This window comes from Bradyrhizobium sp. 18BD, assembly GCF_054185225.1.
Genome location: NZ_JAVAYL010000002.1, coordinates 199,849 through 224,107 on the forward strand (window position 1 = coordinate 199,849; position 24,259 = coordinate 224,107).

Annotated in this window: 21 protein-coding genes; 17 read left to right on the forward strand and 4 right to left on the reverse strand. The window is 62.3% G+C overall.

Annotated elements, in window-relative coordinates; all coding sequences use genetic code 11:
* Positions 1–208: 208 nt before the first annotated feature.
* The 10 genes from RAD16_RS04135 (at position 209) to RAD16_RS04180 (ending at position 10,662) form a co-directional block, all read left to right on the forward strand.
* Entirely contained in the window at positions 209–565 is a 357-nt protein-coding gene (locus RAD16_RS04135; protein WP_458156602.1) for a hypothetical protein, read from the forward strand.
* A gap of 117 nt (positions 566–682) precedes the next feature.
* A complete protein-coding gene (locus RAD16_RS04140; RefSeq protein ID WP_458156603.1) occupies positions 683–1,081 on the forward strand; it encodes an AAA family ATPase in 399 nt (132 codons plus the stop codon).
* Positions 1,082–1,802: 721 nt separating this feature from the next.
* Positions 1,803–2,156, forward strand: coding sequence for a hypothetical protein (locus RAD16_RS04145; RefSeq protein ID WP_458156604.1), 354 nt, complete (start codon positions 1,803–1,805; stop codon positions 2,154–2,156).
* A gap of 1,162 nt (positions 2,157–3,318) precedes the next feature.
* Complete coding sequence (locus tag RAD16_RS04150; RefSeq protein ID WP_063707793.1) at positions 3,319–3,528, forward strand: hypothetical protein; 210 nt, start codon at positions 3,319–3,321, stop codon at positions 3,526–3,528.
* A gap of 556 nt (positions 3,529–4,084) precedes the next feature.
* Positions 4,085–6,565, forward strand: coding sequence for an AAA family ATPase (locus RAD16_RS04155; protein ID WP_458156605.1), 2,481 nt, complete (start codon positions 4,085–4,087; stop codon positions 6,563–6,565).
* Positions 6,562–7,410 carry a hypothetical protein gene (locus RAD16_RS04160; RefSeq protein WP_458156606.1) on the forward strand — a complete coding sequence of 283 codons (849 nt, stop codon included), beginning with the start codon at positions 6,562–6,564 and terminating at the stop codon, positions 7,408–7,410. Before RAD16_RS04155 ends, RAD16_RS04160 begins: the two co-directional genes overlap by 4 nt.
* A 347-nt stretch (positions 7,411–7,757) precedes the next feature.
* On the forward strand, positions 7,758–8,135 hold the full coding sequence (locus tag RAD16_RS04165; protein WP_458156607.1) for an Arm DNA-binding domain-containing protein: 378 nt from the start codon (positions 7,758–7,760) through the stop codon (positions 8,133–8,135).
* 818 nt (positions 8,136–8,953) lie between these two features.
* Positions 8,954–9,214, forward strand: coding sequence for a hypothetical protein (locus tag RAD16_RS04170; protein ID WP_458156608.1), 261 nt, complete (start codon positions 8,954–8,956; stop codon positions 9,212–9,214).
* Positions 9,215–9,836: 622 nt separating this feature from the next.
* Positions 9,837–10,028 (forward strand): hypothetical protein, encoded by a 192-nt coding sequence (locus tag RAD16_RS04175; RefSeq protein WP_458156946.1) that lies wholly within the window; start codon positions 9,837–9,839, stop codon positions 10,026–10,028.
* 313 nt (positions 10,029–10,341) lie between these two features.
* The gene (locus RAD16_RS04180) at positions 10,342–10,662 is read left to right on the forward strand and encodes a DUF1476 domain-containing protein (protein WP_458156609.1); all 321 of its coding nucleotides are present in this window, start codon (positions 10,342–10,344) and stop codon (positions 10,660–10,662) included.
* A gap of 16 nt (positions 10,663–10,678) precedes the next feature.
* Here the strand turns inward: RAD16_RS04180 and RAD16_RS04185 are convergent, their stop codons facing one another.
* Positions 10,679–11,257, reverse strand: a complete 579-nt coding sequence (locus RAD16_RS04185) for a TIGR00645 family protein (protein WP_458156610.1) — start codon at positions 11,255–11,257, stop codon at positions 10,679–10,681.
* A gap of 161 nt (positions 11,258–11,418) precedes the next feature.
* On the opposite strand from RAD16_RS04185, the gene RAD16_RS04190 reads away from it, so the two are divergent.
* Positions 11,419–11,706 (forward strand): hypothetical protein, encoded by a 288-nt coding sequence (locus RAD16_RS04190; protein ID WP_458156611.1) that lies wholly within the window; start codon positions 11,419–11,421, stop codon positions 11,704–11,706.
* Positions 11,707–11,732: 26 nt separating this feature from the next.
* On the opposite strand, the gene RAD16_RS04195 is transcribed toward RAD16_RS04190, so the two are convergent.
* A complete protein-coding gene (locus RAD16_RS04195; RefSeq protein ID WP_458156612.1) occupies positions 11,733–11,861 on the reverse strand; it encodes a hypothetical protein in 129 nt (42 codons plus the stop codon).
* A gap of 803 nt (positions 11,862–12,664) precedes the next feature.
* Between RAD16_RS04195 and RAD16_RS04200 the strand changes: the two genes are divergently transcribed.
* Positions 12,665–13,600 (forward strand): septal ring lytic transglycosylase RlpA family protein, encoded by a 936-nt coding sequence (locus RAD16_RS04200; protein WP_458156613.1) that lies wholly within the window; start codon positions 12,665–12,667, stop codon positions 13,598–13,600.
* Positions 13,601–13,654: 54 nt separating this feature from the next.
* Here RAD16_RS04200 and RAD16_RS04205 read toward each other — a convergent pair whose 3' ends face one another.
* On the reverse strand, positions 13,655–18,961 hold the full coding sequence (locus RAD16_RS04205; RefSeq protein ID WP_458156947.1) for an IPT/TIG domain-containing protein: 5,307 nt from the start codon (positions 18,959–18,961) through the stop codon (positions 13,655–13,657).
* A 525-nt stretch (positions 18,962–19,486) separates the two neighbouring features.
* On the opposite strand from RAD16_RS04205, the gene RAD16_RS04210 reads away from it, so the two are divergent.
* The 4 genes from RAD16_RS04210 (at position 19,487) to RAD16_RS04225 (ending at position 21,789) form a co-directional block, all read left to right on the forward strand.
* Entirely contained in the window at positions 19,487–20,032 is a 546-nt protein-coding gene (locus RAD16_RS04210; protein ID WP_458156614.1) for a phage tail protein, read from the forward strand.
* A 107-nt stretch (positions 20,033–20,139) separates the two neighbouring features.
* On the forward strand, positions 20,140–20,667 hold the full coding sequence (locus RAD16_RS04215; RefSeq protein ID WP_458156615.1) for a phage tail protein: 528 nt from the start codon (positions 20,140–20,142) through the stop codon (positions 20,665–20,667).
* Positions 20,668–20,703: 36 nt separating this feature from the next.
* Positions 20,704–21,252 carry a phage tail protein gene (locus RAD16_RS04220; protein ID WP_458156616.1) on the forward strand — a complete coding sequence of 183 codons (549 nt, stop codon included), beginning with the start codon at positions 20,704–20,706 and terminating at the stop codon, positions 21,250–21,252.
* Between the two features lie 21 nt (positions 21,253–21,273).
* A complete protein-coding gene (locus tag RAD16_RS04225) occupies positions 21,274–21,789 on the forward strand; it encodes a GNAT family N-acetyltransferase (protein WP_458156617.1) in 516 nt (171 codons plus the stop codon).
* Between the two features lie 96 nt (positions 21,790–21,885).
* On the opposite strand, the gene RAD16_RS04230 is transcribed toward RAD16_RS04225, so the two are convergent.
* The gene (locus RAD16_RS04230) at positions 21,886–22,842 is read right to left on the reverse strand and encodes an alpha/beta fold hydrolase (RefSeq protein ID WP_458156618.1); all 957 of its coding nucleotides are present in this window, start codon (positions 22,840–22,842) and stop codon (positions 21,886–21,888) included.
* A gap of 153 nt (positions 22,843–22,995) precedes the next feature.
* On the opposite strand from RAD16_RS04230, the gene RAD16_RS04235 reads away from it, so the two are divergent.
* Positions 22,996–24,258: a D-alanyl-D-alanine carboxypeptidase family protein gene (locus tag RAD16_RS04235; RefSeq protein ID WP_458156619.1), complete on the forward strand. Its 1,263-nt coding sequence runs from the start codon at positions 22,996–22,998 to the stop codon at positions 24,256–24,258.
* Position 24,259: the final 1 nt, after the last annotated feature.

Here is a 24,259-nt window from a genome sequence, read left to right on the forward strand (position 1 = left end):
GGTTAACATCGATGCCTTCGCAAGCCACAGATCGATCTGGGCCGGTACTTCAGCGGCTTTGCTTGCAGACTTTTCAGATCCCGCGCGACTTAATCGAGAGCATCTACAATTCTAACCGTCCTGGGGCTCCTGCCCGCACGAGCCGGTAATTCGTCTCTCGCTGAAATGGCCGAACTTGGGTCCTCCGGGGGAAACTAGAGACATAGATGTGATCCATCGCCGAATACACATCTCTCTTTCAAGCCTCGCGGCGCATCCAATCACATCGGTAAATGATTATGTCGTCGGTCTTCAGAAGCGTTCACTCGACGTTCGTTTCTCGTCCGCAGATTACGGACTTCAGGAGCTCACCAGCCAGCTTACAACTGGTTTTCGCGAATACGTCGCAGTCGTCGACGACCTAACGGTACTGATTCATTGCGGCAACGATACACGGCTGTGCGATGTCAATCTCCCTTGGAACGACGTCAGGGTGAATATCCACTTTTCATTGGAAGTGCTGCCCGAATGGGCGGAGCTCCTTAAAAAAACAAAAGTGCTGCTTAGCGCCATGAAGCAGGTTTAAGGCATGTCTACTTATAATTTGAGCTCTGCCACCATTGCCGCTGTGCAAGGTTTCTACCTAATCAAAACTACGCCGCTGCGTATAGAGCCATTCGCGATGATCTCGGCGCGAGGACCCATGTCCCAAGACCACAAGGTCGGGGAACTGACCGAGATTCTCAGGATGATCGAGGCTGCAGCCAAGAACGGCGTGCTGGTGTTGGCGACGACGAACAGGAAGGAAGCACTCGATCCCGCCGTGTTGCGGACCGGGCGGTTTGACCATCAGGTGCTGGTGGACTATCCCACCGAGGAGGAAGTCGAGCTCGCAATGCGCGGTATGCTGAAGGACCGTCCACACGACGTGTTTGATCTCTCCGCGGTGAGCCGGTCGTTATCGAGACGCCCGATGAGCGATGCCGCCTGGGTAGTGAACGAGGCGGCCCGACTTACGGCTCGAGCCAAGCAGGATCGGATCACTTCGGACGTCGTGCAACAAGCGTTAAAGCGCCTCAGTATTCGTGTCGGATCGAAGTGATTGCCGATCATCAGTTTTGAATCCGGACCCAACGTCGGCAGGAGGTTCACCGCTCCTCCAAACCGGAAAAGCCAGGACATTGAACGGTCTGCAATTTTCGACAGTCCGCATCAGGTTCGCGCTCGTAGCTACGGTGACGAGCTACAAATAGTCAGCCCATTCATGTGGACTACGTCGGAAAATGGGGCAGGGCACTTAGCAATTCGCCGCGAACGAATCCAACGCTTTCGATAACGTGGTCCGCTCTCGGCCGCGAAGCAGACATTTCGTGCAGGTGCGAGGTCGCCAACGGGCCACAAGGCGACGTCCATGACCCGCAGTAAAAACTGAGCGCGTGAGCCCACGACACCTGCGCCAAGGCTAGGTCGCCAGAGCACGCGCCAGCCTTGGCGAGCCGTACACCGCCGCTGCTAGGGCGCAACAACATCCGGGAATGGGGTGAGCAGCAAGCCGGAACTATCTCCGCCGTAAGGGTAAGAGATCAGGAACGAAATGCCTCGGCGCGACTTGGATGCATCAGACCGTCGCTCGCCGTCAACTACACGGCGCATGTCGCGGATAGCCAAAGGTCCTACCAGGACCCGCTGTTCTCAAGTACAAGCGCTCGCGCAAGATAGCCAAAAGTGGCGGTCTCCAGTTCCATTGAATGGGGAGCCGTGCACGCAGGTGGGAAAGCCTGCGGGAGAGCGGCGCGTTTCTCCGTGCGGAAGGAGACTTCGCTATGCCCTACCGCATTGACATAGACCACAAACACAGCCGAGCAATTATTAACGTGATTGGCAAGGAGCTGCGCGCGTCGCTGAAGCCTGAACAGGAACAACCGGAGAGTGTCAGAGCGAAACTCGAACGGCTACGGGAATTGGAGTCACCATTAAACGTTCCCCCTGACGAAGACTCCGAAAAATACCAGGAGCTAGCCGAGCGCTACCGGAGCGCAAAACTCGATACCAAGGACCGGGCTGCCCGCTACCTGCTTGAGACGTTTGAACACAGCTATAGGATACTTGCGCAAAGCACAGTTGTGCTACGCCGTTCGAAGAAGGCGCTGAAAATACTTGCAAAGTTCCACAAGTAAGGCCGCCTCATTGGCAGCCTCCTTCATTTGAAACGTCCTCTTCTTCGTCCGGGTCCGCCAAGCTCATAAAGGCGACCGTCGCCTATGGGTCCACGAGCGGCGGTCGAGGATCACGAGACACACGTCCGGTCTACCCCTGACAATGGACCGGCGCGGCCTTACACGAGCGGACCCGCGGACTCGGTTGATCGCATCACTTGGTGGCGCGTCATTTCGCGACGAGAGATTGGCGGCCCTAGCCTTTCCACCCCGCTTCCCTGGTTTTGCGAGCTGGTTGAGGTCGCGGGGGGCGTTTGGGGTGGCTAGCCATTGCAGGCTTTCCGTCTGGACACTTGACCAGTTCGAATCTGGCAACGTGGGTGCTTTCCGCCCAAGACTCCAATTCAGCCCCGCAGACTTCACAGGATACGTGGCCGCTATGCGGCATTAAGCACGTCGGCTCGATGCGCTTATATTCAGCGCCGCACTCACATCGGACAAGTGTTGTTTTCATTCTCGAAAACGCCCGAGGAAGAGGGCAAGGAACCGGCGGTGGAGCTATCCCGCGGAAGGGATTTGCCTCGCTCCTCCAATGCGCTTAGACCAGCAGCGTTCCTTTGTCAGGGATCTGCCCCCGGCCAACAGTCCACGTCGGTTCAGGGGCACGAGCGTAGCCCTCTGCGATAGACGGCGGCCTGTCGATTTCCGCTATGCCTCGTTAGCGAGACCGACCATCAGCTCAATTGTGCTGCAACCAAGCAAGCTACCGTGTGGGTTCCAGTTCCAGGACTTGCAGTCCCACGGGGGTAATCTCGTATCTGCCACCTCGGCGGACCAGCAACCCAGCTCTGACCATCTCATGCGCAGTCTGCTCACTACAAACAGGGTGACTGCCGCCGGGGTAGTAGAGCCTGCCAGTTCGGTTGATAAGGTATCCATATAACTGAGCGTGACGCAGCGCTCTGATTGTCTGCTTCTCCATCGCTCGTTCCCCCTCTGGGGGCTCGAAAGCACAGCAGCCTCCGCCCGGTCGGGACCACTGTGATGACCATTATACGCCAACCAATTCCGAAATGTTTACATGAAAACGAGCGGGCTAAGAGTTCTTGATTGGTCGTTGAACTTCTAGTGAGCCCAAACAATACTGGGTCGACCGGAATAATCCCCTTCAAGGGAGCTCCCGATGCCCGACGTAAGGGAAAAGCAACGCGAAGCTCGCCGGAAGATCATTCGCCAATGGGCGAAGCTTCCGAAGGATAAACGGCAGTCTATGGAGGGGATTTCTGAATTCGCCAGGACCGCCGCTCAGCAGAACGAGAACGCATTCGTGCGCAGTCGTCGCGATCCGTATCAGAAGATCATGGGATGGCTATTGCCGCGTGCTCATCTCTGAACGACTGAGTCCTCTGCACATTCTTCGAAGGCGACACCGGGTTCTTCAGCTTGACCCCGTCTGGCGAACGGCCCGCGCGATTTAGGGAGCAAACCACGCACCTTGTTGCAAACCACATTGAGCGCGATTTTGTGAATCCGATCAGGCGACGCCCGATTTCCGTTTAGGGTCAATCGCGTCGTATGGGTCGCCGGTCGGTTACTTCCGGTCCACCCCGAAGAGCAGACATTCTTGACGTCCGAAGGTATGTCGCGGATGGGCCAGAAGCGGGCGCCGTACAGCTTTTTGGCGCCGGCATATCAACCAGGCTCAACTACGGGCCATGATGCTCTCTGCTGCCTGAGATCGGGCGCGTACGGCAATCGAGTTGCTCTTATCGTTCCACGCACGGCTTAGTAGCGCGCGCCTTTACTGTTGTACCACTTTGGCAAGATCGAAGGCCGGCCGCGGCCCAATGCCGCGAACCAAAGCATGTTATGCTGAAAGGCTCGGGATAGCGTTATTTTGCCCTGGTCCAAAATTCGGCTGGCCGTCAATCAGACAGTCGAGGGAGCCAATGCAGCAGATTGCGGACTGGCTCGACACCCTTGGTCTAGGGCAATACGCGCAGCGCTTTGCCGAGAACGACGTTGATCCATGCGTTCTGCGCGATCTGACTGACTCTGACCTCGAAAAACTCGGTGTCTCGCTCGGCCATCGTAAGAGGATGTTGCGTGCGATTGCTGAGTTGGCTGAAATCGGACCGAGACCCGTGCGTACTCCTTGGACCGCGGCCGAGAGACGGCAACTTACGGTCATGTTCGCTGATCTCGTTGGCTCGACAGCGCTCTCAACCAGGCTTGACGCTGAGGACTTGCGGGAAATCATTGGCAAGTACCACCGCTGCTGTGCTGAGCAGATCGAGAAATCCGGCGGGTTCGTTGCCAGATACATGGGCGACGGCGTGCTCGCATATTTCGGCTATCCGCGGGCCGATGAAGACGATGCCGAGCGCGCGGTATGCGCCGGGCTGGCGTTGGTTACGGCCGTGGCAGGACTCGAAGTCGGCCCGGAGGCAAGATTGCGAGCGCGAGTTGGCATTGCCACTGGCCTGGTGATCGTCGGCGATCTCATCGGGGATGGCGCATCGCAGGAACATGGGGTGGTCGGTGAAACTCCCAATCTGGCCTCGCGGCTGCAGGCGCTGGCCGAGCCGGATACGGTGATCATCGACGGCAGCACCCGCCGTCTCGTCGGTGGGCTCTTCGAATATCTCCCTCTCGGGAGCATGTCCATCACAGGCTTCAGGGATCCGTTGCCGGTCTGGCGTGTGATCGGTGCGAACGCGGTCGATAGCCGCTTCGAGGCCTTGCGCGTAGCCAGAACGCCGTTACTCGGCCGCGATGAGGAGATCGAACTGCTGATGCGCCGGTGGCAGCAGATAAAACACGGCGATGGCTCGGTCGTGCTGATATCGGGTGAGCCCGGCATCGGCAAATCACGCCTCGCCGAAACCGTGCTGGAGCAGCTGAGCGATGATCCACATATCCGCTTGCGCCGTTTCTGCTCGCCGCACCATCAGGACAGCGCGCTTTTCCCGACCATCTCACAGCTCGAGCGAGCGGCAGGATTCCGACGGGACGATACGGACCGGCAACGATTGGACAAGCTCGAAGCGTTGCTCGCCGAGGCAAGCGCTGACCTCAACGAGGCCGTCCCTCTGATCGCCGACCTGCTGTCCGTTCCGATCGGCAAGGGCTATCCACCGGTTAACCTCACCCCTCAGAAGCGCAAGGAGAAGACGCTTGGGGTCCTCCTGGCCCAACTCGACGGACTGGCGGCGCGCCGGCCGGTGCTGATGGTGTTCGAGGATGTGCACTGGATCGATCCCACCTCTCTCGAACTGTTGGACCGCATCGTCGATCGCGTGGCCACCCTCCGCGTCTTGCTGATCATCACTTTCCGGCCAGAGTTTACGCCAGCCTGGATCGGGCGCTCGCACGTGACATTGATGGGCCTCAGTCGTCTGCCGCGTCCACAGCGCGCCGAGATGATGATGCGGGTGACCGGCGGAAAGGCGTTGCCCCCGGAGATTGCGATACAGATTATCGATCGGACCGATGGTGTACCGCTGTTCATCGAAGAGTTGACCAAGGCGGTGATCGAGAGCGGCATGCTGGCGGACGCTGGCGACCGCTTTGATGCGAGGGGGCCGGTGCCTCGGCTTGCGATCCCTACCTCGCTCCACGCCTCGCTCATGGCACGGCTCGATCGCTTGGCGCCCGTGCGCGAACTCGCGCAGATTGGAGCTGCCTTGGGGCGATCGTTCTCGCATGAGCTGATCAGCGCTGTCGCAGCCATGCCGCAGCAACAGGTGGACGGGGCCCTGGCGCAGCTCGTACACGCCGAACTCGTGTTCCAGCGAGGGACCCCGCCGGATGCGGAGTACACCTTCAAGCACGCGCTGGTGCAGGACGCAGCCTATAGCACCCTGCTGCGCGGTCGACGCCAACAAATCCATGCTCGCGTCGCGACGACGCTAGAGAGCGACTTCCCGGAAATCGTAGCCGCTCAGCCGCAACTCATGGCACACCATTGTTCCGAGGCTGGTTTCCACGACAAGGCGGTGGGCTACCGGCTCAAGGCCGGCCAGCAGGCGGTCGCGCGATCGGCGATGACGGAAGCGGTGGCGCAGTTGCAGAGGGGGCTCGAATTGCTGGCGAACATGCCCGAGGAGTCGCGGCCCGCGCAGCACGAGCTCGACCTGGAGATTGCCCTCGGGCGGGCCCTGATGGCGGCCAGAGGGTATCGTCGCCGGCGGTGGCCGATACCCTTGTCAGGGCGCGAGCACTCGCCGATCGGTTCGATCGACCGGATCGTCTCGCTCCGCTGCTCTACTTCCAATGGGGCTTCCATTCGGTTCGTGGCGAGCACGAGCTGGCGGTGTCGCTTGCCGAGCAGATGGAGAAATTGGGCGAGACAAGAAAAGATCAAGCCACTCTACTGCTGGGTCACTATGTCCACGGCGCCAGTTGCCACTATCGCGGAGAGTTTGTGACAGCGCGCGGCCTTCTCGAGCTATGTGATGGCTTGGGTGATCCGGCTGCTCGCGCGATTTGCGCCGCCATAGCGGTGGCCGATCCGCGCGCGGCGAGCCAAGGCCACTTGGCGGTGACGTTAGCGCTTCTGGGCCACATCGATCAGGGCCGCTCGCGCGCGGACGAGGCGTTGTCAGAAGCCCGCTCGCTCGACAGTCCGTTCACTGTCGCCTTTGTGTTGAGCAAGGCGTGTGCGGTGGAGGCGGCCGCCGGCTTGTCGCATGACGCGCGCCGCCACGCGGAGGAACTGGTGGCTCTCTCGAATGAGCAGGGTTTTCCGCTCTGGTTGGGCCTCGGACTTCTCCAACATGGTCGGTCATTGACGGCACTTGGACAGGTACAGGACGGCATCGCGTTACTCGCGAGGGGGCTCTCGGTGCTCCGTGGTGCCGGAGCTGTTGTGAACACGCCATGCGCACTCTGCTATCTCGCCGAGGCTCACGCCAAGGTCGGGCATCTGCAGGAGGGCCAGAAATGCCTCGTCGAGGCTGCGCAGCTCATCGAGACGACCCAAGAGCGGTCCGGTGAGGCCGAGTTGCATCGACTTCGAGGCGATATGATGAATGCGCGAGGCGACCAAGCTGCGGCAGAGCAGAATTATCATCGAGCGCTCGCTGTCGCGGAGCGCCAGAGCGCGAAGACGTTAGGGCTGCGCGCTGCGACCAGCCTCGCTCGCCTGTGGCATGACCAAGGCAAGTGCACAGAAGCTCACGATCTCCTCGTGCTGCGGTATCGCTCGTTCACCGAGGGCTTCAACACGCCGGTCCTGAGGGAGGCCAGGGCGCTGCTCGAGCAGCTGGCCTGATTGAGTTCACGTCTTTCGTCGCGGGATAGGTGCTTTGCCTGCACTTCAAGTCTTGCCGAGCTTTGGTCTATGATTTCACGAAGCGTCAGCTGCGGCTCGTCGCCGGCACGCTGGGTGTAAGGATCGCACCGCATGCTTTCCATGCTGTCGGAATGACCGCTTTGGGTCCCATGGCTGACGATGGGCTACAGCGCCGCTGTGTCCGCTTCGCAGAGGTAAGCCGACCAAGGTAACGATGCCTATCCGTGACGATTTCCGTAGCCATACAAATCCGATGGTTAGGCAATTTGGTGAGTGCGCGAAATTCGTGAGCGGTGACAATGCTTCGGGAGGAGGGCGCGTCGCCCGTGACAGGCAAAGAGCGGTTCATGGGCATAGGTCCGATCCGGGATGTCGGATTGGCAGAGGCACGCGAGGCCGCCGGCACGGCGCGTGCGCTCGTGCGAAGCAATACCGATCCCATCGAACATCGTATCGGCGAACGCGCCAAGGCCAAGGCCAAGGCCAAGGCAGAGGCCACAGGGACCGTCGCCTTCGCCGCCTATGCAAAGCAGCACATCGCCGGCAAAGAGGCCGGATGGAAAAACGAGAAGCATCGGCAACATCGTCAAATAGCTTGCGCGACTAACCGATGCCAAGAAAAAGCGGATGCTCCGATGAAGATCGAAACTCCACAACCTCCCGCCCGACCTAACCGAACCGCCTCACTGTGCGCGCGGCCCTGAGTCGCGCGCTACTGCAGGCCGCGCCTATGTAGGCTGATGATGACGATCCGGATGATACAGTCGGAGATCGTTTCGCCATTGCGCCGTAACTTCTCCAGCCACTTGAGCGTTTCCGTGTCAACCAGAACCCGCCAGTTTCCGTTGGGCAGCAATTGTCTCGCGTCTTCTGGCATTGGTATTACCGAACTCTCGATGAGGGCGCGGCACTCGTCGGTAATTTCGATGTCAGGCATAGTTGAAGGGGCCGGTATTTAAAGGGTGACCGCACACCCATCGCCTCTGCCGGCCGGATGGACCAGTTAAATTCCAGCAATACTCTGCGACATGCTGCGCACGCGCGAGCGCAACTAGAACTTTCTGTGTAAAAAGTTGCCATTGAAAACTGTCAACCTGGGCTCTTTCAAGGACGTCTCGCTCAGGGACGCGACGCTTGCGCGCGAAAGGCGATCGCAACACTGCCGGCGCTGACATCGTTCAGCAGCGGGGCGCAGCGCGGGAGGAAACCAAAGCAGCCGATGCCGCCATTGCGCTTCAACCTCGCATCAACTGAGCGCCGGCCGTGAATGCAGGTTCAAGACGAGCAATCTTCATACGGGTCTGGGCTCTGACTATCCGAAGTCGCGCTGATCTTCAGATCAACCGAGCGTTGGTTGTTCGATCTCGGTGCGGCATGTAGACGCCTCTCATGTCGTATGAATCTAAACTGGCTCTGACCATAGCCGGGCTTATAGGCGTTGCGGTCTATCTTTACCTGCACATCCCCACTTGACGCATGGACGCGCGTAAAAACCGGACCGAAAGGCCTTGATAGCGGGGCGTTGATCGACGATCGCGACTCCGCTCGCGAAGAGCGCCTGGAAGCCAAGCGCAGTGAAGTGATCGCGGACAAAAACCTGGAGAGGGGATTCCGCGGGTGGGTGCTTCGGCGCCTCCAGCAAGTATTGCCAGGCAAAGAGAACCACCGCAGACAACACGACCGCTATGATCGTGTTTCTATTCTCTCTCATTGTTCCTCTCCTGCCGCAGCGCTTGATCAAGCAGAGCTTTCGCTCTCTCACAGTCGAATCCGCGAGCCCTGAGGGCACGGGACGAGGCGCTGATCGATTTCGGAATAATGGCATTATGCCCCTGTTTTGCCCGACGAGTCAAATCGGCTCTGCGGGACACGCAAGCTGTTGATTCCAAACGCGTCGGCTACTGTGCATGGGGTTGTTTTCGACAATTTTAGTGAGGCACACACCTCCGGTGGGATGACCGGTCTTCATCGGCGCAGCGTGTCTCTCCATTCGAGACAGCGCATCGGGGCCGACCAAACATGTCGAAAGTGAATCAATTCGCGGGAACAGCGCCGATGTCCCTCGGTCCATCCCGGTTGTATGAAATGGATCACGCTACCTGACGAAAATATTCGCTGTCCGCGCTTGCGCGAAGGTGCGCGTTTAGATGACAGCATCCCAAAGTTGTGGTTAGTTTCGCCTCGCCCGCGAGGTTCAGCAGAACACCCAATACTATCCGGAGCCGCCCGTTCGCAGCCCGATTCCGCCGGCACCGAAATGTCCGCTCATCGGGGTAAATCCGCCGGGGTCGAAGCGATAGGCGGGTGATTCGCTAACTGGATGATATTCCGGCGTTTTACCCGGCTTGGTCGGGCCGCTTGCCTTCAATCATGGAACCCATTGGCGGCAGCTGCGTTGTCTTGCCATGAATGAAGACCTTTCCTTCCGACGCAAACCCCTGACCCCCGAACAGCGCCAGGCGCGCGATGCGGCACGCCGGATCGAGGCCGAAAAGGCTATGCGCGACCATGAAGAGGCGCAGAAGGCGTTTCACGCCAACCGCGAGCGGCTGAAGGCCGAACGCCTTGCCCGGGAAGCCGCGGCGGCAAAGGGCTGACCGAGCCCGGTCGGGCGCACCAATCCTCGCTATTCAATCTCCCGACATTCAATCTCCCGACCGGCCTAGTGCCGGTCGGCTAGGCGCGTTTGTACGGCGCCGCTGCGGCGCGTGGCTCCCTGTTCGCACGTCAGCTCTCAATCTCTCCCGCGCGCCGCCGAGTCGGCGCGCCAGCCTGCCGCGAGCGGGCGGGCGGGCTTGACGGCGTTTGCCTTCCGGGAGGAAGATTCAAATGATCCTCAACTGACGTGAATGACGGAGACGTTCGCTCCCAGCAGTCCCATCCCATCAGCGCAACGCAATGGAGCTGACCATGACCACGTTCGACAAGCGCGAGCAGGGCTTCGAGGCCAAATTCGCCCACGACGAGGAGCTCTTGTTCAAGGCCACGGCCCGGACCAACAAGCTGCTCGGGCTCTGGGCTGCCGATCAGCTCGGGCTTAGCGGCGACGCCGCAGCGAGCTACGCGACGGGACTGGTGACGGACAATCTGGAGCAACGGACGATCGACGATGTCGTGGGGAGGGTCGCGGGCGACCTCGCCGCCAGGGGCGTGTCGCGCGAGCAGGTTGCGCAGAAGTTTCAGGAATGCCTGCACCAGGCGCTCGCGCAGCTCGAAGCAAGCAAACAGTGAGGTGGGCCACCGCGGCTCACTCTGCGTGCCTGCGCATGCCGGAATCGCTCAGCCTGTCGACATAGGCAATGCCGATCGCCGAGAGGATGAAAGTGATGTGGATCAGCACCTGCCACATCACGCCGGTCTCGGTGAATCCGGCGCGGTTCGAGCCGAGATTGCCGGCCTCGATGAACGTGCGCAGCAGTGCGATCGAGGAAATGCCGATGATGGCCATGGCGAGCTTGATCTTCAGGACGCTCGCATTGACGTGGCCGAGCCATTCCGGCTCGTCGGGATGGCCCTGCAGGTCGAGCCGCGAGACGAAGGTCTCGTAGCCGCCGACGATGACCATCACGAGCAGGTTGGAGATCATCACGACGTCGATCAGCGCCAACACGCTCATCATGATCTCCTGTTCGGTGAGGTCCAGCGCGTGCCAGGACAGATGCCAGAGCTCCTTCAGGAACAGCGCGATGTAGACGCACTGCGCCACGATCAGCCCGAGATAGAGCGGCAGTTGCAGCCAGCGTGAGCCGAAGATGATCATCGGCAGCAGCCCCAGGCGCGGCGCGGGCGGGCGGGGGCCGGTGCTGGCTTCAGGCTCAACCGACATTCAGGCAGCATCCTCGCAAGGAGATGGTCTCGCTTTGATGTAGCCCGACAAGATGGCCGGCGGAAGACGCGAGGTGCATTTGTGGCTTCCAGTCGCCACGCCGTTTCGTGCTAGCGTCGCGGGTGGCCGTCGCGCGGATGGCCTGGACCGGGAGACCGAATATGGGGAGCGGCTTTGGCAATGGGTTCGGAAGGATTGCTCTCGCCGCGGCGATGATGCTTGGCGCCGGCGGCGCCGAGGTGTCGGCGACCCCGCTGACGCCGTTTCGCTACGAGGCGCAGGCGCAGCGTCATTGCCCGCACGACCAGGTGGTCTGGCTCGATTTCAAGAAGGGCGTCTACTACACGCGTGGCCAGAGGCGATATCGCCAGGGTTTCGACGGCAGCTACGTCTGCCTCAGCGAGGCTCGCGACGGCCTTTATCGCCGCTCACTGCTCGGACTGCGCTGAACTCGACCGCGTTCGGAAGGCGCGGGTTACTTCTGGCTTGGCAGCTTCACCGGCACGTGCGGGGAGGTGCTGATGATCCGGGGGCTTCCGTCGGAATAGGTGCGGTCGCCGCGGATCAGCGATTCCAGAACGAGAAAAAATTTCTCTGCAAGCATTTGCGTCACCCTCGTTGGTGATGGCCTCTTGAAATGAGTCGAGGCAATGAATGCGGAAATTCAATCAACTAAATGGGAGCAGGGCAATCCAAAACGGATCGCATACTGCATCGCGGTGTAGTTGTAGTTAGAAAATGGGAAAGCGGAGGTCGTGCTCAGCCGAAGGCCAGTGCCACGAGGCTGGAGCAGAGAAGGACCAAGCCACCGGCGGTCAATGCCAGGAAGCCATCGGATACGAGGTCATGGTTGCGCATGGGACACCTGCCACTCTCGCCTTGGATGCTCGGTCGGATTGTTTAAAATTGTCCGAACGTGCCGTCTTGAAAGAGGTGATGCTTGCCGTCCGCCCGAGTGCCTCAGGCCCTCGTACGGTAACCTTCAAACGCATGGGCCAGGAAGATCCCCGCGCTCACCAGACCCATCAGTGCCGAAACCGTCTCGATCATCGTTAAATTCCAAATCCCGCCCTTGCATGCGAGAGAACGCGTGCGGCCTTGCACAGTCAAAAGAATTCCAGTGATTGTCGCGACAATGGGGGTGGAGTGAGGATTTGGCGCAACAGAATGTCCAGGAGTGGCACAGAGCAGGGCTCTGCGTTCCGTAGATCAACGGGGCGAAGCGAACGCGCCGTTTACCATCCCGCCGTGTTCGCTGTGGGCTCCCCATTTCCGCCGTGTTCGGGTTGCGTTATCCTTACTATGTCCGACGCGGTGGTGGGCCGTCTCGGATTGGATGACCGGACAGCGCTTCCCCGTAGCCTAAGCGGGTTGGGTACGCCTCCGGCGAAATGGTATTTGGGGCGAATGGGGATCCGACGGTCAGATTCGGTTTTGCGGGCCGCGCGTGGTGTTGCGGCAGCCGCGACCTGCCTCGCGCTCGCCAATTGCGCATCCTCCAACAAGTTCGCCAGCCGGGTCGATCCGAAATACGGGGTGTCCTCGAGCCCCCGGGTTGTCGCCTTTGGGGAGCCGGTTCCGAAGGGCGGCGGCACCTACCGCGTCGGCAAGCCCTATGTGGTGGCCGGCAAGACCTACGTGCCGGAAGAAGACGTCAACTACCGCGCCGAAGGCATGGCGTCCTGGTATGGCGACGACTTCCACGGCCGCCTGACCGCCAATGGCGAGGTGTTCGACATGGGCTCGCTGACGGCGGCGCATCCGACCCTGCCGATGCCGTCCTATGCGCGGGTCACCAACATCTCGAACGGCAAGTCCCTGATCGTCCGTGTCAATGACCGCGGGCCCTATCACGGCAACCGGCTCATCGATGTCTCGAACAAGGCCGCCGAACTCCTTGAATTCAAAGGAAATGGCGTCGCCAAGGTCCGGGTCGAATATGTCGGCCGGGCGCCGCTGGAAGGCTCCGACGACCGCCAGCTGATCGCCACCTTGCGCACCGGAATCCCGGCGCCGTCGCCCTCGATGGTCCGGGTCGCTTCGGCGAGGCCGTTCGTACCGGAGATGCCGTCATCGACCCGCGGCGCCATTCGCGGCGAGGTTCCGATGCCGGAGGGGCGGCCCTACAATCTCGGCAACACCTCGGCCGATATGGCCTCCCTCAATGCGACCTCGGAAATGTCGGCCTCGAGCCGCAGCCGGGGCCGGGCGCTGCAGAATGCGCGTGCGGTGTCCTATGACGAGGACGGCCGCTACGCGACCGAGAGCGCTCCCACCGCCGCCTATGGCTCGGACGGTGCCGCCGAGGCCCGCAGCATCCTGAGTGGTCGCGGCCTCTACTAATCAGGCAAATCCGGCTGGCGCCGCGGCGCCGCTGTTCTGTCGCCTCTTTGAGGATCAGAACGGGATGCGCGCGCGTCCCGTGAACGTCCAGATCTGCGTGTTACTACCCATGCCGCCGAGCTCGGCGCCGAAGCCGACCGTCGCGCCTCCCGCCAGCCTTGCCCCGATGCCGCCCGTGACACGCGCCGACCAGCCCTGGAGTAGGGGCGTCGAAGCGAGCGGGATGCCGCCCGCGGCAATGATCGCGGCCGCGTCGTCCTGAGTGAAGTAGTAGTCGGCATAGACGCCGGCGTAGGGTACCAGCAGCACGCTATCGAGCCACGGTACCGGATAGGAGACTCGGTTGCCGGCGGAGGCGCGGCCGCTGGCGAAGGTTCGGGCGGCTTGCGGGGTGCCGAGCGAATCGACATAGGCGTTCTCCCGCTCCCACAGCGCGTACACCTTGGCCGACGGCTCGAAGTTGAAATTGGCCCAGGTGTAGCTGCCGGTGAAGCCGGTCGCGAACAGCCAGCGATTGCCGTTGAAATTGCCCTGGGCCGTGCCGGCAGTGCCGTCATAGCCGATGCCGGAATAGGCCACCGTCGCGTCGTAACGCAGCGTCGGGATGATCTTCCAGCCGAGATAGGCGCCGACGGTCCAGCCATCGCCCTTCAGCTTTCCGGTGATGTCGGTCTGGGTGTAGCTGAAATTCTCGTAGCCGCCGACGACGCCGACCAAGAGGTTCGGCCGGGCGCGGTAGGTCAGGCCCGAGAGTAGATTGATTTGCTGGCCGTAGAGCGGGGCCTGGGTTGCGCCCTGACCGACATTGCTGGACGAGCCCCAGCGGTCGACGCCGGCGCCGCGCACGTCCATCCAGAACAGCCAGTCCTTCTGCTCCTTGAAGCGCGCGAGCGCCGGAGCCTTGGTTGGCGCCGCCCGATCGATCGCGGCGAAGGCATCGTCGATCCGTGAGGCGCCGCGCCCAGCACCGCGGCCGGTCCGGCCGGAGGTCCCGTCACCGGCATAGGCGTTCCCGCCTGGACGATCGGATTGATGGCCGGATTGCGGCCTGTCGTCATCATCTTCGGGCGTCGCCGCGAAGTTGATGCGCACACCGCCGGCGCCCGGCATGATGTATTGGCCGCCCTCGCTAAAGCCTTCGGAGATCGCGGTGTCGATCGCACCGGAGATCGCCTGTCCTGAGTTTTGCGCCACCATCTTGGTGACGTTGAGCTGGAGGGCGCGCAGCTTGGCGCTGTCGGCGGGGATGTTGACCGACTGGTTCAGGGCCGGCGAGGTCGAAGCGTTGAAGGCTGGGCTGCCGCCGTAGGTCGCGGTGATGGTGTGATTGCCGACGGCGAGGGTGGTCGTCGCGAAGGTGGCGACGCCGGCCGCCAGCGTGGACGTGCCGATCGCCGTGCCTCCGTCGAGGAAGGTTACAGTTCCCGTCGGCGTGCCGCCCGTGCTGGTCACTTTCGCCGTGAAGGTGACGGACTGGCCATAGCTGCTCGGATTCTGCGACGAGGTGAGCGTGGTCGCCGTCGTGGCGGATAGATAGTTGAACCGGTCTGCTGCTGAGGTGAGCGACGTCCCGCCCACCGTCGTCACGGTCACATCGACCGTGCCGGCACCGGCCGGCGAAGTCGCAGTGATTGACGTTGCCGAGTTCACCGTGAAGCTGGTCGCATTGTTGGCGCCGAACTTCACCGCCGTCGCACCGGTGAAATTGGTGCCGGTGACCGTCACCGACGTGCCGCCGAGCGCAGGCCCGGAGGTCGGCGCGATCGAGGTGACGGAAGGAGCAGCCGAGAAGCTGAACTGATCCGACGCTGATGTGGCTGACGTCCCGCCGGGTGTGGTCACGGTTACATCGACCGTGCCGGCGCCGGCCGGCGAGATCGCCGTGATCGAAGTTGCCGAATTGACCGTGAAGCTCGCTGCATTGGTTGCGCCGAATTTCACCACGGTCGCGCCCGTCAACCCCGTGCCGGTAATTGTGACCGACGTGCCGCCGGTCGCGGGGCCGGCATTCGGTGCGACCGAGGTCACTGTCGGCGTGGCGGCGTAGGTGAACTGGTCCGCGCCCGAGGTCACCGTCGTTCCGCCCGGTGTCGTGACCTTTATGTCAACCGTGCCTGCGCCGGCCGGCGAGGTCGCTGTGATCGAGGTCGCTGAATTGACCGTGAAGCTGGTCGCATTGGTCACGCCGAACTTCACCGCCGTTGCCCCGGTGAAATTGGTGCCGGTGACCGTCACCGATGTTCCGCCGGCGAGCGGCCCGCCGTTCGGCGAGATCGACGTCACGGTCGGTGCGCCGAAATAGGTGAACTGGTCCGCCGCCGAGGTCGCCGACGTGCCGCCCGTGGTCGTCACCCTGACGTCCACGACGCCGGCCCCGGCGGGCGCCGTCGCGGTGATCTGGGTCGCGGAGTTGACCGTGAAGCCGGCTGCGGCCGTTGCGCCGAAGGTCACCGCCGTCGCACCCGTGAGATTGGTGCCTGTGATCGTCACGACCGTGCCGCCGGCGGCTGGTCCTTGCGTCGGTGAGATCGCGGTCACTGTTGGCGGGGCGACATAGGTGAATTGATCGGCCGCCGACGTCGCCGACGTGCCCCCCGGGTTGGTCACCCGAATGTCGATCGCGCCGGCGGCTCCGGCTGGCGATGTCGCGGTGATCGACGTTGCCGAATTGACCGTAAAGCCCGAGGCCGCGGTTGCGCCAAAGGTCACGGCTGTCGTGCTGGTGAAGCCGGTGCCCGTGATCGTGACCGTGGTGCTGCCCGTGCTCGGGCCGGATGTCGGCGAGATCGAGGTGACGGTCGGCGCGGCGATGTAGGTGAACTGATCTGCAGCTGAAGTCGCCGACGTGCCGCCGCCGGTGGTAACCCTGATATCGACAGTGCCGGTGCCGGCGGGCGCCGTCGCGGTGATCTGGGTCGCGGAATTGACGGTGAAGCCCGTCGCTGCCGTTGCACCGAACACGACGGCAGTCGCGCCCGAGAAGCTCGTGCCTGTGATCGTGACGGTCGTGCCGCCGGCGAGCGGGCCCGATGTCGGCGAGATCGACGTGACGACCGGCGGTCCGAGATAGGTGAACTGGTCTGCCGCAGATGTCGCCGACGTCCCGCCAGGGGTGGTCACCCTGACGTCCACGGTGCCTGTGCCGGCGGGCGCGGTCGCCGTGATCGAGGTCGCCGAATTGAACGTGAAGCTGGCCGCCGCCGTTGCGCCGAACGTCACCGCCGTGACTCCGGTGAAATTGGTACCGGTGATCGTGATCGACGTGCCGCCCGCTGTCGGACCTTGAGTCGGTGAGATCGAGGTGACGGTGGGCGCCTGGATATAGGTGAACTGGTCAGCGGCCGATGTTGCCGACGTCCCGCCTGTCGTCGTCACCCTGACGTCGACCGTGCCGGTGCCCGCCGGCGAGGTCGCCGTGATCGTGGTTGGCGAAACGACCGTGTATCCAGTTGCAGCCGTTGCGCCGAACGTCACCGCTGATGCACCGGAGAAGTTGGTGCCGGTGATCGTCACCACGGTGCCGCCTGCGCCCGGCCCCGAGGTCGGCGAGATCGAGGTGACAGTCGGTGCAGCGACGTAGGTGAATTGGTCGGCAGCGGAGGTTGTCGAGGTGCCGCCCGCGGTCGTCACGGTGATGTCGATGGTGCCGGCGGCATGCGCGGGCGAGGTCACAGTCAGGGACGTCGCGGAACTGACGCTGACAGAGGTGCCGGCGGTACCGCCGAAACTCACCGTCGTCGCGCCAATGACGAAGCCCGTGCCAGTGACCGTCACCGAGGTGCCACCGCCCACCGGGCCCGCTGTGGGCGAGATCGACGTGACCGTAGGCACTGCGAGATAGGTGAACTGGTCAGCCGCCGAAGTTGCAGACGTGCCGCCAGGGGTGGTCACCCTGACGTCCACGGTGCCTGTGCCGCCGGGCGCGGTCGCGGTGATCGATGTCGCCGAATTGAACGTGAATCCGGCCGCAGCCGTCCCGCCGAACGACACGGCCGTGACGCCGGTGAAATTGGTACCCGTGATCGTGATCGACGTGCCGCCGGCCGTGGGGCCGCCCGTTGGCGAGATCGAGGTGACGGTTGGGGCGGCGATATAGGTGAACTGGTCCGCCGCCGATGTCGCCGACGTGCCACCGGCTGTTGTCACCCTGACGTCGACCGTTGCGGCGCCGGCAGGCGAAGTCGCCGTGATCGTGGTTGGCGAAACGACCGTGTATCCGGTTGCAGCCGTCCCACCGAAAGTCACCGCAGACGCGCCGGAGAAATTGGTGCCGGTAATTGTTACGACCGTGCCGCCTGCGGCCGGACCCGAGGTGGGCGAGATCGAGGTGACGGCCGGTGCGGCCGTGTAGGTGAATTGATCCGATGCCGATGTCGCCGACGTCCCGCCAGGGGTTGTGACCGTGACGTCGACAGTCCCGGCGGCGCCGGCCGGCGCAGTTGCCGTGATCTGGGTATTGGAATTGACCGTGTAGCCCGTGGCATTCGTCGCGCCGAACTTCACGCCGGCAGCGCCGGTGGTCGCGCTGAAGTTCGTGCCGGTGATGATCACGGTCGTGCCACCGCCGGTCGAGCCGGCGGTCGGCGAGATGGAGGTTACGGTCGGCGCCGCGACATAGGTGAACTGATCTGCCGCCGATGTCGGCGATGTCGAGCCGTTGGTGACGGTGACATCGACGGTGCCGGCGGCTCCCGCGGGCGCGGTCGCCGTGATCTGCGTATTGGAATTGACGGTATAGCTCGTCGCGTTCGTGGCGCCGAACTTGACGCCGCCGGCGCCCGTCGTCCCGGTGAAGTTGGTGCCTGTGATAGTCACCGATGTTCCGCCGGCCGTGGGCCCGGAGGTCGGTGAAATCGACGTCACCGTGGGACTGGGCAGATTGATGGTGAACACAAAGGGGGTATTCGCGATCGAACTGCCGGAGCAACCGCTGTTAAAATCACTACAGCCCGGCGCGTAATAGAGCGTGACCGAGTCCGCTCCGCCACCTGTCCTGGCGTTGAGGGTAATATCGATCTCCGCCTGGCCGGCGTTCGCGCTCTGACCGTTCTGATTCGGATTGGTCGGATGAAACGTATAGGTTGCCTTCGACGTCGTCGGATTGTAGTCGGCAGCCGTGAGTTGCTGGTTGCTCGAATTGGTGCCGCTCGAGTTCGAGATCGGCGCGTTGTAAAATGAATCCGTGCCCGCGACCGAATAAAGCCCCCACACCACGGAATCATCGGCGGGGGCCGAGGCGGTGCCGACGGTGAAACACAGGCGGTAGACCTGACCGACCGAGGTGAAGTTGACGGTCACGCCCGATGTCGAATTCGTCGTTTGATCGCAAGCCGCGTTCGCCGCGGTCATCGCACCGAGCATCAAGAGGGCTGCGATGCAGATGTATTGAGTCGCGGACCACAGCGCGTGCAAAATCCTCCGGGGCATAGCTCCGCAATCGCGCGCCTGAACCGCCAATTCCCCGACTTTTTCTGGCACGGCCACCGCAATTGCGTGACTCACCGGCCCCCCTTGGCGGCAGCTCTTGGAAGAGCGATCGCCCTGAAATCCCTGATTGTGTAAATATTCACGTATATTCTTGCGTGCATTTGCCCGGGGCGCGGTGCACAACGCAAGCGTGTGAGCTAACCAAACTGCTGAAACCAAGTTCTGCGGCTCTACTTTTCAGCGAACCGTTGCATGGCGGCAACAAAAGCGTGCTTTGGTAATGGTCGACAGGGCCGCTTGGCGCGCGCCAATTTAAGGTTGCGCATGCGCTTGACTGTCAACGCTGGCTGTTGAACACTCTCAGCGAGTGGGCCGTATACAATTCATTCTTTAATTTAAGCGCCGCTGTCGTGGTTCGCATCACACGATAGGTCATGTGGTTTTCAGGGGGGAGGGATCATGCCGTACCAGCCAGTACTTGGCCAGATCATGCCTTTTGCGGGCACGGTCATTCCGAAAAACTGGGCGCCTTGCATGGGCCAGGTGATGTCGATCCAGCAAAATCAGGCGCTGTTCTCGTTGCTCGGCACCTATTATGGCGGCAACGGCGTGACGACGTTTGTACTCCCGGATCTGCGCGGCCGTGCGATCCTTGGCTCGACTGGTAACGCCGGCCAGTATCCCGTGGGCACGATCAGCGGCACGCCGACGGTCATGCTGATGGTGCCTCAGCTGCCAGCTCACAATCATCTCATTCAAGTGTCCGCGACGGTTGGCGGCGGACGCGGGGCCGTGCCTCCGACCGGCAACGTCTTTGCGACAAACGCCCTGCCTGCGGCCAATCCGACCAGGATTTTTGCGGCAACCGGGAACGGCGAGATCCCATTGGCGTCCGGCACCAATCTGGTGAACGAGGGTCGGGGGCAAGCGCACAACAACATGCAGCCCTATCTCACCATCAGCTATCTGATCGCGCTGCAGGGGATTTATCCGTCGCGAAACTGATCGGTCGAAGGCTTTGTCGCGAACGAAATCCGTTCACACCAATTCTGAGGACTTGCGCATTCACCGACCGGATCGGAACGGGGCGCATAGGCAAAGGATCATACGCGATGTCAGATCCGTTTATCGGCGAGATCAGGTTGTTCGGCTTTCCGCGGGTGCCGAATGGCTGGTTCGCTTGCAATGGACAGGCGATCTCGATTGCTCAATATCAGGCGCTTTACACTGTGATTGGTACCACCTACGGCGGCGACGGCGTCACCACGTTCAACCTTCCCGATCTACGCGGCCGTGTTCCGATCGGACAGGGACAGGGGACAGGTATGCCGAACTATATGCTGGGCCAGCTCGGAGGCGAGGAGGCGCACACGCTGACCGAAGCCGAAATGCCGGCCCACAGTCACGCGCTGATGTCTTCCACCGTAACGGGTACGACGTCGACGCCCGCGCAGACCCTTCATCTCGCCACGGCGTCGGCAGGTGAGCTCTATGCGGCTGTTGCGAACGCCGGGACCTACTCCACGATGGCCGCCTGCGTCACCACGGCGGGCAACAGCCTCGGGCACGACAACATGATGCCGACCGTCGTTGCCAATTACTGCATCTGCAACGACGGCATCTTCCCTTCGCCCGGCTAGGCTGCGTGTGCACCCGTATTATCGAGGAAAGACATCATGTCAGATCCGTTTGTCGGAGAGATCCAGGCCTTTACGTTTCCCTTTGCTGTCACCGGCTTCAACAACGCCTGGCTGCCCTGCGGCGGCCAGCTGCTGCCGATTCAGCAATACACTCCGCTATATGCGCTCATCGGCACCTCTTACGGCGGCAATGGCACGACCAATTTCGGCCTGCCGAACCTGAACGGCTCGATCGCGATCAGCCAGGGGCAAGGTCCGGGGTTGCAAAATTATATCGTCGGCGAGACCGTCGGCAGCTCGACGGTGACCTTGATCGGCGACAACATGGCCCGGCATACGCATGCCCTGCAACTCGGCAACAAGAGCGCGCAAGGCGCCGCCGCGGGTCCCGGAGCGGCCGGGACCACAGTGGCGATTGATCCGAACTTCAACGGCTTCGTCGCACCGCCCGGCAACCTGACCTTGGTGACCAATGCCATCACCATGACCGGACAGAACCAGCCGCACGACAACACGCAGCCCACCCTGGCGATCGTCTGGTGCATCGCCTATGCGGGAATCTTTCCGTCCTTCGGCACGTCCTGAGTTCTGGCGCGACGCGACGGCATGATTGATCGCGTGTCGTTGGACATCATCCCCGATGATCCGGCCCTGCGGCTTCGGCTCGCAGGCCCGATCGACGAGCCGTTCATCCGGCATCTTTTCGAGCAGGTGCGGACAGGGCAGTTTGTTGCCACCGGCCTGTCCGGGCCGATTCTCAGTCAGGTCATCGCGCAACAGTACCGCAGCCAGGCGGCCGCTTATGCCGCGCAATTTCCCGACGCGATCTCGCTGGTCGTTACACGGGACGGGACCGCAATCGGCCGGCTGCTGCTTCATTGCACGCGCGAGCGCTGGCACATCGTCGACATCGCGCTGCTGCCGGCCGAATCCGGTTGCGGTATCGGGACGAAAATCCTCGATGCACTCGAAACCAGCGCACGGGAGCGCTGCGTCGAAACGCTGACGCTCTCGGTGCTCGCCGACAATCTGGCCGCGCGCAGGTTTTACCTGCGGCAAGGATTTAACGAGAGCGGGCAGGCGGGCGCTGCCCACATCGCGATGAGAAAAGATCTCGCCTAAAGCATGATCCGGAAAAGTGCGCAGCGGCTTTCCGAAAGATCATGCTCAAACAACCACCTAAAGCGCGATGACGATTCATCTTGACTTCATCGCGCTTTAGCGCGCCGCCACCTCGCGCAGGAAGCTCACCAGCGCTGCGTTGACCTCGTCGGGCCGCTCCTGCTGCACCCAATGGCCGGCGCCGTCGATGATCAGCTTGCGCTTGAGATTGGGCAGCACGCGCTCCAGCTCGTTGACGCGCTTGGCGCCGATCAGGCCGGTGATGACGGCGTCTTTCGAGCCGGCGATGAACAGTGAGGGCTGGTGGATCTGCGCATCCTGCCAGGGCGCCGTCAGCTCCCAATTGCGGTCGAGGTTGCGGTACCAGTTCAGCCCGCCGCGGAAGCCGGACTTGCGGAAGCTCTCGGTGAAATAGGCAAGGTCGGCCTCGCTGAGCCAGGCGGGCAGCGGCTCCTCGGTGGTCGCGTGTCCGAGAAAACCCTTGCCGTCCTGCACGAACATGGCGGCGCTCGGATCGGCAAGGCCACGGCCGCCAAGCACGATGCGCATGGTGCGCGCGACGTCGTGCTCGAGCTCGGCTTCCGCAACGCCGGGGGTCTGGAAATACTGCCAGTAGAAATTGGTCACGCCGCCCTGGCGGAGCAGGTCGAGCGGTTTACCGCGGCCGCGGAAGGGTGGCGGCACGCTCAACCCCGCCACCGCGGTGAAGATGTCGGGGCGGAACAGCGCCGCGTGCCAGGCGACCGGCGCGCCCCAGTCGTGTCCGATCACCATGGCCTTGGTTTCGCCGAGCGCCTGTACGAGGCCGACGATGTCGCCGACCGTGTCGAAGATCGAATAGGCGCTCACTTCGGACGGCGCCGCGCTCTGGCCATAGCCGCGCATGTCGGGGGCGACGACATGGAATCCGGCATCGGCGAGAACAAGGATCTGGTGGCGCCAGGAATAGGACAGTTCCGGCCAGCCGTGGCACAGCACGACCAGCGGACCTTGGCCGGCTTCGCGGATGAACAAATCGATCCCGTTGGCCTTGATCACGCGGGTGGACGACATCGCTTTTCCGCCTTGTTTCAGGGGTTTGGTCGAAATATGTGAGGTGCCACGATAGGGGCGTGGCGAGAATCGTGCAATCTCGGGTTCCGGTGGCCCGCCTCGTGTTGTTCGCGCCGGTTCCTGCTGTTAGAACGCCGCTCTCAGGGCTTGGCCATGGCAATTCGTCTTTTTCCGCTCCGTCTCACCCGGTTCTCCGCCGGAGCACTGGCGCGCGCGCTGATCGCGACAGCTGTGGTAGCGGGCATCGGCTGGGGCGGCGCGCTCTATGCCGCCAACCAGAGCGTCCAGGGCGCCAAGAAAACCGAAGAGTCCGGCTTCGACGGCGACGCGCCCACCGCGATCCTGATCGAGGCCTCCAGTGGCAGTGTGCTGTTCGAGAAGAACGCCGACGAGCTGCGCGCGCCCTCCAGCATGATGAAGCTGATGACGGCGGAAGTCGTCTTCAACGCCATCAAGAAGGGCGACATGAAGCTGACCGACGAATACCGGATCAGCGAGAATGCCTGGCGCAAGGGCGGGGCCCCCTCGGGCGGCTCGACCATGTTCGCGGCCATCAACAGCAAGGTCTCGGTCGACGATCTCCTGCATGGTGCGATTATCCAGAGCGGCAATGACGCCTGCATCGCGCTCGCCGAAGGCATGGCCGGCAACGAGAAGATCTTTGCCGCCGACTTCATGACCAAGCGCGCCCGCGAGCTCGGCATGACCAAGTCGACCTTCGGCAATTCCAACGGTCTGCCCGACCCCGGCAACAAGATGACGGTACGCGAGCTCGGCGTCCTCGCCCGCCACATCATCCTGGACTTCCCCGAATTCTACAAATTGTTCGGCGAGAAGGAGTACACTTGGAACAAGATCCGCCAGCCCAATCGCAATCCGCTGCTTAACTCGATGGAAGGCGCTGACGGCCTGAAGACCGGATTCACCAAGGAAGGCGGCTACGGCATGGTCGGCTCGGCCGTGCAAAACGGCACGCGGCTGATCGTCGTCGTCAACGGTCTGGAAGACCCCGAGGATCGCGCCACCGAAGCCAAGAAGATGCTGGAATGGGGCTTTCGCAATTTCGAGACCCGCACGCTGATCGCGGCCGAGCAGCCGGTCGGCTACGCAAAGGTGTTCGGCGGCGAGAGCCGCTCGGTCAAGCTGATGGCCAAGACGCCCGTGAAGGTGATGGTGCACAAGAACGGCAGCGACAAGCTGATCGCGCGCATCGTCTATAGCGGCCCGGTGCGCGCGCCTGTGCAGGAGGGACAGCAGGTCGGCGTGGTCAAGGTTTGGCGCAGCGGCAATATCGCTGTGGAGACGCCGGTCTATGCGGCCGAGGCGATCGGCACCGGCTCGACCATGCGCCGCGCAATTGATGGTGCCAGCGAGCTCGTGATCGGCATGTTCCGCGCAGGCGCCGAGAAGCTCTGAC

Excerpts from the sequence above, each read along its gene's own strand:
- RAD16_RS04140 (WP_458156603.1), top strand. The coding sequence starts at position 683 with ATGTCCCAAGACCACAAGGTCGGGGAACTGACCGAGATTCTCAGGATG.
- RAD16_RS04230 (WP_458156618.1), bottom strand. The coding sequence starts at position 22,842 with ATGTCGTCCACCCGCGTGATCAAGGCCAACGGGATCGATTTGTTCATC.
- RAD16_RS04190 (WP_458156611.1), top strand. The coding sequence starts at position 11,419 with ATGGGGAGCGGCTTTGGCAATGGGTTCGGAAGGATTGCTCTCGCCGCG.
- RAD16_RS04175 (WP_458156946.1), top strand. The coding sequence starts at position 9,837 with ATGAATGAAGACCTTTCCTTCCGACGCAAACCCCTGACCCCCGAACAG.
- RAD16_RS04210 (WP_458156614.1), top strand. The coding sequence starts at position 19,487 with ATGCCGTACCAGCCAGTACTTGGCCAGATCATGCCTTTTGCGGGCACG.
- RAD16_RS04220 (WP_458156616.1), top strand. The coding sequence starts at position 20,704 with ATGTCAGATCCGTTTGTCGGAGAGATCCAGGCCTTTACGTTTCCCTTT.
- RAD16_RS04200 (WP_458156613.1), top strand. The coding sequence starts at position 12,665 with ATGGGGATCCGACGGTCAGATTCGGTTTTGCGGGCCGCGCGTGGTGTT.
- RAD16_RS04195 (WP_458156612.1), bottom strand. The coding sequence starts at position 11,861 with ATGCTTGCAGAGAAATTTTTTCTCGTTCTGGAATCGCTGATCCGCGGC.
- RAD16_RS04145 (WP_458156604.1), top strand. The coding sequence starts at position 1,803 with ATGCCCTACCGCATTGACATAGACCACAAACACAGCCGAGCAATTATT.
- RAD16_RS04235 (WP_458156619.1), top strand. The coding sequence starts at position 22,996 with ATGGCAATTCGTCTTTTTCCGCTCCGTCTCACCCGGTTCTCCGCCGGA.
- RAD16_RS04215 (WP_458156615.1), top strand. The coding sequence starts at position 20,140 with ATGTCAGATCCGTTTATCGGCGAGATCAGGTTGTTCGGCTTTCCGCGG.
- RAD16_RS04150 (WP_063707793.1), top strand. The coding sequence starts at position 3,319 with ATGCCCGACGTAAGGGAAAAGCAACGCGAAGCTCGCCGGAAGATCATT.
- RAD16_RS04180 (WP_458156609.1), top strand. The coding sequence starts at position 10,342 with ATGACCACGTTCGACAAGCGCGAGCAGGGCTTCGAGGCCAAATTCGCC.
- RAD16_RS04205 (WP_458156947.1), bottom strand. The coding sequence starts at position 18,961 with ATGCTCGGTGCGATGACCGCGGCGAACGCGGCTTGCGATCAAACGACG.
- RAD16_RS04185 (WP_458156610.1), bottom strand. The coding sequence starts at position 11,257 with ATGTCGGTTGAGCCTGAAGCCAGCACCGGCCCCCGCCCGCCCGCGCCG.
- RAD16_RS04155 (WP_458156605.1), top strand. The coding sequence starts at position 4,085 with ATGCAGCAGATTGCGGACTGGCTCGACACCCTTGGTCTAGGGCAATAC.
- RAD16_RS04225 (WP_458156617.1), top strand. The coding sequence starts at position 21,274 with ATGATTGATCGCGTGTCGTTGGACATCATCCCCGATGATCCGGCCCTG.